Raw genomic sequence first — 6,913 nt, forward strand, 5'->3', positions numbered from 1 at the left:
TTTTTCAGCTTGCTTGTGTTGATTTTCAAGGTTTCTTTCTGGTTGCCCTTTTCCTCCGTCATAATCGCAAATATCGTATCCATGTCAAGCCGCCCGCTCTGGCTTAACTGTTTCATCCGCTGTGCCTGTGAGAGTGAGGGCGTTGCTTCTTCGCTCTCCATCGTGGCAAAGAGGTTTTCCTGCTCGTCTTTCTTCAAGAAGGACAGTTCCACCGCAGGCGTGAGGGCGATTTTCCCCTCGTCCACCATCTGCAAAATCGGCGGTATCAGTTCCGTCAGGCGGATAAAACGCTGCACGGTCATCCTGCCCACGCCGAAGCCCTGTGCCACCTTGTCGTCCGTCCGCAACTTCGTCACAACTTGTGACGAGGTTAAGTCTGTGCGGAAACCCTGCCGCTTCATGGCTTCGGATTTCATCTTGTAAGCAAACGCCCGCTCCGATGGCAGGATATTCTCACGCTGCAAATTGCTGTCTACAAGGGTGATGATGGCTCGGTCACGGTCTAAGGGCAGGACAAACGCAGGCACGGTATTTATCCCTGCAAGTTCAGAAGCACGGACACGCCGCTGTCCTGCAATCACTTCATAACCGTCCCCGTCCTCTTTCGGGCGTGTGATTATCGGCGTGACAATGCCAAATTCCTTGATGCTTTCCGCTAACTCTGACAGTGTTTCATCTTCTGCCACATGAAACGGATTGTCGGGGAACGGGTACAAGTCTTTGGTCTTTAACACCTTAAAATCCTGTTTCTTCATTCACATATCTACCTTTCTTTCGCTCTGCTTCTATGATTTTTCTGCAATTCTTCCAACACTTCGGGCGGTATTTTTGACAGCAGCCGCCCCATCTGCTCGTTGGTTCTCTGCAATTCAAATATCTTCTGATTCGCTTTCTGCACCTTTAGTTCCTGCTCGTACTTTTCATCACGCATACGCCCCGCATAGTCTGATTCCTGCCCAATTCTCTCTTTCAAACTGTCGATATACGCCTGCTGTTTCCCGATTTCCTTAGAGAATTTCTCCACGTCTGGCAGCCATGCAGAGAGTAAATCTAACGCTTTATCCCTTTTCTTCCCTGCGTTAAAGGCGTTGATGTCGGATAGGGCAGACACGATTTCTTCATACTGTTTATCAAGCCTGCCGCCTAATTTATAGAGCCATGTGGGGACGTGTTTCCGCTTGGTTTCCATTGAGGACTGCCCCCGTTCAAGCTGATTCCACCGTGAGGACATCCGCTCATGGTAGGCGGTCTGCCACTCGGATAATGATTTCTGGTTGCCTAAGATAGCTTTCGCTGACAGCTTATTGTCTGGCGTAATCGGCACAAAGCAGAGGTGCATATGGGGCGTTCTCTCGTCCATATGGACGACAGCGGAGAGGATATTCTGCTTTCCAACACGCTCCGAAATGAAGTCAAGAGCCGTCTGGAAATACGCTTTTTGTTCTTCGGGCGGTAACTGGTTCATAAATTCTGGTGAAGCTGTGATGAGCGTTTCCACCATCATCACGCTGTCTTTCCTTGTCCTGCACCCCGCTTCGGCTACCATGCGGTTAATCTCTTTCTTGTAGGTGTACTTTGGTGGTGCTATGAGATGGTAATTGTTTTTAGAGCGTTCCATATCTATATCTGGGTTGCTTTTGTAGGCTTCTTTCTTCCGCTCGTTGTGGCGTTCACAAGCCGCAACGCCGCCCGCTTTTCGTTTCTGGAAACGCAGGATTGCATAAGGCATAGGCGGATTCCTCCTTTCTTTCGGCGGGTGACCGTCCTTTGGGGTGACAGCGGTGACGGTGGTGACAGCAGTTTTGGGATACCCCCTGCCGACTGCCGCAACTGTCACCCTCACCCCCTGCATGACGGTCATGTCGATGATGACGGTGTTTTTGGGATACCCCCCTCGCAAGAGCCGTCACCGTCATGCCGCCATTCTTTTATCCGAAGCCGTAAGGCGTAGGATAGCAGGGCACAGCCCTGCCTTAAGGGAGTCCAGAGGGAACGTCTGGCACACGACTTTGCAGGGCAAAGTGTAGTGTGTTACACCCTGTAAACGCAGTCGGAAAAATCGGAATGATTTTTCTGACCGCAGGGGTGGTTTTACACGACCGAAAAGGGCGAGTAAATCTCACGCCTGCATTTTGCGTTTACGGGGTGTTCTCCCGTAGGGATGACAGCGGCAGGGTATCCTAAAATCACTGTCACCACCGTCACTGCTGTCACCCGCAGGGCAGAGCCGCCAGCTTTACATGGCTTTAAGCGTCAATGACAGTAACAGGGGGGTATCCTAATATCGCTGTCACCACCATCACCGCTGTCACCCGCCCTCCTTGCAAGGGCAATCCGCCTGCCGTCTTTCCTGCGGCTGTACTGGTAGCAGATACGGTTCTCGCTTAAAAATGTGGTGCGGTATTCATTCAGCCATTTCGTAATCACCGTGGGTATGGTTTCCGTTTCCCCCATAGCGGCTAACAGTTCCGTTGCCGTGCCTATCCATTCTTCCTTATCCCTCATAAAATCCACCAACCGAAAAAGGACATCTGGTATCGTTTCTTTCGCAAGCTGCTCCTGCGTTTTCCGCTCCACAAGCTCCCAACGGCAATCACGGAAACGCAGCGTGTATTCCTGATAAGGCGTGTCCCTGCCCGTCACATACAGCTTGGCGGTGTCAGACGCACGTTTCTCCTTTTCCAGAACAAAGGTAGCGTCCGCACTCCCCGTTAATCCTGTCGTCCCAGACACCTTGTTGAACACGTCGCTGTCATTCTGCTTTCGGATGTGGTGTACGACAATGACCGCCAGAGAGTGCCTGTCGGCAAAGTCTTTGATGAGGGAGATGTCCCCATAGTCGCTTGCATAGGCATTGTCTTTTGAAGCTGTACGGACTTTCTGCAAGGTATCAATGACAATGAGCCTGCTGTCTGGGTAATCTTTCAGATAATCTTCAAGCTGCACGATAAGACCGTCTGACAGCTTGCAGCTTGCCACGGCAAAGTGGAGCCGCCCGCTTGCTTCGTCCGTCAAACGAAATAACCTGTCCTGTATGCGGCAGAACGTGTCCTCAAGGCAGAGGTAAAGCACATCGCCCTCCATTGTCGGCATATCCCATAAAGGGATTCCCTGCGACACGCATAAGCATAGCTTCAGCATGAGCCAGCTTTTGCCTATCTTCTGTGAGCCGCAGAACAGCGATAAGCCTGTCGGGATAAGGCTGTCCACCACAAAGGATGGTTTCTCAAGCGGTTCATAAAGGAGCGTTTCGGCGTTGACTGTCTGTAACTTCTGCATGGCTTTCCTCCTTTCGGGCGGTGTCTTTGTTTTCGTTGCACATAGGCGTTGACCTCCTTAAAAATAGATTTACTCCCACGGAAAAAAGTGAGAGTATGTAATGCCGCCAATCCCACACAAATAAAAAACAGATTTCTTTTTCGGGCGGTGTCGGTCACGGTTGGAGATATTTCTTCAATTTCCGCCTTTACTTTCTCCTTTGCAATCGCAACAGATTTCTGTATTGCCGAAGCGGTGCAATGCTCCATAGCGGCGATTTGGTAAAAATTGAACTCATACTCGTAGTAGAGCAGGAAACGCCGCCTTTGTATCTCTGGAAGGCTCCCAACCGCCTTATAGAGCGTTTCATTCCGTTCTTCCTCAACCATGCGTTCATCAAGGCTCTTAGGCACACGCAACGCCCGTCTGTAAAGGGTTTCGTCCCATACCTCGTTAAACTCCCTGTGCCGCTCGTCCCATTAGAAAAGATTCCTGTTCCTGCGCTCCATCTGCCGAAACTCCATAAAGAACTGTTCCGACACTTCCAACTCGTGGGATTTGCCCTGCCCGTCCTTAAAGCTGATAAAATACCTTGTGCCGCTTTCCGTGGATTCCTCCCGAAGCGTGTATGCCTTAACCCTGTATGCCATCCTGTTGTCCTCCTGCAAAAAATGAGTGAGGGGATTTCCATCCCTCACCCAGTAGCCCGCAGGATGGCAGGCTGTTTTAGAAGCTATAAAATTTTCCGCAGCTTCTTCCGCAGATGGTCTAACCTCGCATAGATGGCACCAGTCGTCAAATGCACAAGCGGGGCAATCTCCTTTGTGGAATACCCCTGCATTTTCAGCAGGACGATTTTCAAGGTACGCCCGTCCACCGTGACTAATACTTGATAGAGATTTTCGCTCTCAATCTCTTCCAGTAACTCCGCAACCGTACCCACTTCCGCCTGCCGCTCCCTGCCTGCCATGTCCTCAAGATATTCCGCAACGTCATTCGTCCATCGGTAAAACCGCCTGTTGGAATTGAAGTCTGCCCTGTCCGCCATGCGTATCTGCTCAATGGTCGCTTCATCAACGCCGCACTCACGCAGCAGCTTTTCCTCCGCTTCTTTCCAGATACGCCATTTCCTGTCCTCCCGTCCGTGGTTGTATGCCATTCTTACTTCCTCCAATCAGAATTGATTGAGAGGGCAGAGAAAAGCCCCCTCATCTTCCCAAAGGAAAAAACAAGGGGGCTGAACGCCTTAAATTTTAATTTTCTATTATCTTTCTTAGTTTTATTAGGATTCTGGCTTTGCGTTTGTTTACAACGCTCTGGGTTATGCCCAACCTCGCCCCGACTTCACGCTCGGAAAGTCCGTCAAAAAAGATTGCCTGTATCAGCTCCTGTTCACTATCCGACAGCAAAGGCAGGGCGGCTTTCAGCCTGTCCACCATGACCGCATTGACAACGGTTTCTGCAATGTCCACCGCTTCATCAGTGATAAAGTCCAGAGGATTCCCCTCGCTGTCCGTAAATCCGTCGAGAGATAGCAGTCTATTCTTTGTATCTAATTTTTGCAGATAACGCCACCGTTCCTTGTCACGGTAGAAGTCTGTGTATTGCTCCCTCACGACTTCAAGCAGACAGCCTTGAATGGGGATAAACAGCTTGTCCATATAGGTCTGGTCGGATTCCCTGCAACGGCAGAACTCCGTGTAGGATAATTCCACATAGCCGCCACTTTCTCTGATATATACCTTTCTTGGTGCATATTTCACCATAAATACCTCCCATCTGAATTTTTGAAATGTAAAAAATCCAGATGGAGAGGCGGAGAACGACACCGCATATCAGAAACAGCCCTACGGCACTTTCCAACAAAAATCGACAAAAGAAAAACCGCAAAGGCTCTGTGACCTTTACGGTTATAGGAAATAGTAATTCTATTGTATGGAGATTGTACTTCTACTTTCAAGGTGAGAAGTACCGTTGCACTGGCAGAAATTTTTTTAACTGGTTTCCTGCCGTTCTCTGATATGCTATGTATTGATAAATTTTGCTTCGTATGAGCAGATAGATAACTGCCCGAAAAAAGGACATAAAAAAATCCCTCCAAATTTAAAAACAAATTCAGAGGGTAATTTAGGGTATAACAAAATAACCCACCCGAATATCGTTTTTTTTATTTGGTGAGTTTGTTCTTTCAAATACGAAACAAATGCTCATGTACGGTAAAGTATCACAAGAAAATTATGTCGAATTGACAGCCGCCTCCGCTATACCGAATAAGGAAATAAAGAGTCCTCAAATTTTGCGCTACTAAATGAAGACGAGCGGAAGTAATCTCCCGCTCGTCAGTAAACTTAACTATGCCATATCAATCCCGCTTCTTTCCCGCCACCGGCACTAAGAACAGCGCGGGCAACAGCAGGAAAGCGGTACAGACCAGCCCCCAGGGTATGGACACCTGCTGGGCTACCAGCCCCACAATAGGCCCGCCGATGATCTGCCCGAAAGAGTCCAGCTGTCCGCTGGTGGAAAAGACTGTGGCGCGCATTTTCTCATCCACTTGGTCGTTCATCCAGGCGGCCAGCACAGGCTCCTTGATGGTGCGCATAAGCCCCGCCAGCAGGAACACCAACAACATGAACCAAAAGCTCCGCCCCACCGCGAAGAGAACCAGGAACAGGATATACCCGGCGCTGGTGGACATGACCACACTGGTTCGGCTGACAGTCCCTTTTTTCTCCATGCGGGCGATGAGCAACTGAGAAGCCAGAATACCTAAGCCGTTGCCGATAAGACTGATAACACCGAACCAAGTGACGCTGTTCAGCGGCCCGATAACGGGTATTACCGTGTCATCCAGAAAATGAGCGGTGGAGAGCCGGTCAAAGCCTTCACTGGCAAGTCCCCCGCATAGTGTGATTGCTAAGAGCGCCAGCAACACAGGTGCGCCTTTCACAAAGCCCAGGTTGAGCTTGAACAGGCAGACAAAGTCTTTAAGCAAGCCCTGCCGTTCCTCAATAGCAGGGGAGAAGTTGGTTTCTGGCATGATGCGAACCATCACCAGCCCCAACAACAAGCACAAACTGCCCCCCAAGATGAGAGGCATTTGCAGGTTTATGTTTCCCAGCAGTGTGCCCAGCACCACGCCCAGAACGCCGCCGATTTGCCCCATTTGACTGCCCCGCAGGAACACCTTGTCTATGGGTTTGTCCTCTTCCTCCGAGGCAATCCACGCCTCCAGAGCGCCGGTGATGAAGGTATCACCGCAACCCCAGACAACCTGGGCCAGCAGAACCGGCGCGAACCACGGTAGCGCACCCTCCATCAGAAAGCCCAGGCCGTAGAGGAACATTCCAATCAGCACCGAGCGCCGACGGCTATACAAATCCGCCACCACACCGGTGGGCATCTCGAACAGAAAGCAGGAGGTCTCCTGAACCGTCCCTACCAGGACAAGCTGGAAAGCATCCAGCTGCACCACCTCCAGGTGGTACACGATGGAAAGCACTGTGGACATAGAAACCGCCAGGGAACAGACAAATCGGAACAGCAGGTAGACAGAATATGCCTTTGAATTTTTAGCAAACATGAAGTTACATTCTCCTTTCAAATCTCATTTTATATGACTTTTGCAAGCTGTTAAGCTAACTTGTGGAACATA

At 50.2% G+C, this 6,913-nt stretch carries 5 protein-coding genes and 2 pseudogenes; all 7 read right to left on the minus strand.

Translation table 11 applies throughout. The features are described 5' to 3' along the window. On the minus strand, nucleotides 1-755 hold a 755-nt coding region (locus DWX28_RS18360), incomplete at its 3' end, for a ParB/RepB/Spo0J family partition protein (protein WP_118254542.1). Between the two features lie 8 nt (nucleotides 756-763). Beyond that, nucleotides 764-1,729: a MobV family relaxase gene (gene mobV, locus DWX28_RS18365; protein ID WP_001820668.1), complete on the minus strand. Its 966-nt coding sequence runs from the start codon at nucleotides 1,727-1,729 to the stop codon at nucleotides 764-766. A gap of 517 nt (nucleotides 1,730-2,246) precedes the next feature. Beyond that, a pseudogene (locus DWX28_RS18370) lies at nucleotides 2,247-3,279 on the minus strand (AAA family ATPase). 154 nt (nucleotides 3,280-3,433) lie between these two features. Continuing rightward, nucleotides 3,434-3,908: pseudogene (locus tag DWX28_RS18375) on the minus strand (RNA polymerase sigma factor). A gap of 83 nt (nucleotides 3,909-3,991) precedes the next feature. Next, the gene (locus tag DWX28_RS18380) at nucleotides 3,992-4,417 is read right to left on the minus strand and encodes a sigma-70 family RNA polymerase sigma factor (protein ID WP_000323895.1); all 426 of its coding nucleotides are present in this window, start codon (nucleotides 4,415-4,417) and stop codon (nucleotides 3,992-3,994) included. A 94-nt stretch (nucleotides 4,418-4,511) separates the two neighbouring features. After that, complete coding sequence (locus DWX28_RS18385; protein ID WP_105116765.1) at nucleotides 4,512-5,021, minus strand: sigma-70 family RNA polymerase sigma factor; 510 nt, start codon at nucleotides 5,019-5,021, stop codon at nucleotides 4,512-4,514. Between the two features lie 599 nt (nucleotides 5,022-5,620). Next, nucleotides 5,621-6,841 (minus strand): tetracycline efflux MFS transporter Tet(40), encoded by a 1,221-nt coding sequence (gene tet(40) / locus DWX28_RS18395; RefSeq protein ID WP_109215034.1) that lies wholly within the window; start codon nucleotides 6,839-6,841, stop codon nucleotides 5,621-5,623. Between the last annotated feature and the right edge of the window lie 72 nt (nucleotides 6,842-6,913).

Origin of the sequence: Blautia sp. AF19-10LB (assembly GCF_003461245.1) — a bacterium.
Taxonomy (GTDB): Bacteria; Bacillota; Clostridia; order Lachnospirales; family Lachnospiraceae; genus Blautia_A; species Blautia_A intestinihominis.